This is a genomic window from Kitasatospora sp. NPDC047058, assembly GCF_040643935.1.
Taxonomy (GTDB): domain Bacteria; phylum Actinomycetota; class Actinomycetes; order Streptomycetales; family Streptomycetaceae; genus Kitasatospora.
This window is the reverse complement of record NZ_JBEYVJ010000955.1, coordinates 1-1,064: the sequence shown is the minus strand read 5'-3', so window position 1 is coordinate 1,064 and position 1,064 is coordinate 1. Positions and strand designations below refer to the sequence as shown.

Genomic DNA, 1,064 nt, shown 5'->3' with positions numbered 1-1,064 from the left:
GTCGACAGTCTCGGCCCGTCCGGCGCGATCGAGACCGGCATCCCCGCTCTCACCGCTGCTTACTGGCCCAACATCGGCCCCAACCGCTCCCACCGCGGGTCGCCGCTCGGCCGATCCGACCTGCAGGGCCCGGCGCGCGACATGTGCGACGCGCTCGACGAGGTGTGGTCGAGCTGGATGCGCGACATTCGACTCGCCCGCGCTCGCCTCATCGTCCCCGCCGGCTACCTGCGCAACCGCGGCCCCGGCCAAGGCGCAGCGTTCGACGACGACCAGGAGATTTGGCAGGCCCTCGACATCCCGCCGACCGACACGGGCGCCGGCATCACCATGTCGCAGTTCGCGATCCGCGTTGCAGAGCACAAGGCGACGTCCGACGCGCTCGTGCGGCAGATCGTCGAGGCGGCCGGCTACAGCCCGAGCACGTTCGGGCTCGACGGCGGTCCGCCGGTCACCGCGACGGAGACACTGGCTCGCGGGCACGACAGCATGGTGACCCGCAGGGCGAAGATCGGTTACGCGGCCCCGGCCGTCGCCGACATCGTCGAGGCGCTGCTGCAGCTCGACCGCGCGCTCGGCTGGTCCCGGCTCGCCCCGGAGCGGCCGACCGTGGCGTTCGGGGCGGCGGTCGCCCCGGACGCCCAGACGCAGGCGCAGACGCTCTCCCTGCTCGGCCAGGCGCAGGCCGTCAGCACCGAGACCAAGGTCCGCATGGTCAATCCGGAGTGGGACGCCGATGCGGTCGCCGCCGAGGTGGCCCGCATCCACGCCGAGACCGGGCAAGCCGTGCCGGACCCGGCGCCCACCTTCGGCGTGTAGGTGGTCGAGGGGGTGATCGCATGCCGGTCTCCCCCTGGATGGCCGAGGATCTCGCCGAGCGCGTGCGGGCGCTGTACGAGGACGCCGAGCAGCGCCTGCTCGGCATCGTCGCCCGGCAGATCGCCGACGGCCTCGAAGCCCCCGGGTGGGCCGTCGCCAAGCTCGCCGACGTGCAACCCCTGCGCCGAGCGGCGCAGGGCGTCGTCGACGCGCTCGGCACCGCCATGACCACCGAAGTGCACGAC

2 pseudogenes are annotated in these 1,064 nt (G+C 73.4%); both read left to right on the top strand.

Going from position 1 to position 1,064, the window contains the following annotated elements:
• A pseudogene (locus ABZ885_RS41915) lies at positions 1-819 on the top strand (phage capsid protein); the annotation flags it as partial.
• Positions 820-839: 20 nt separating this feature from the next.
• Positions 840-1,064, top strand: a pseudogene (locus ABZ885_RS41910) (phage capsid protein); the annotation flags it as partial.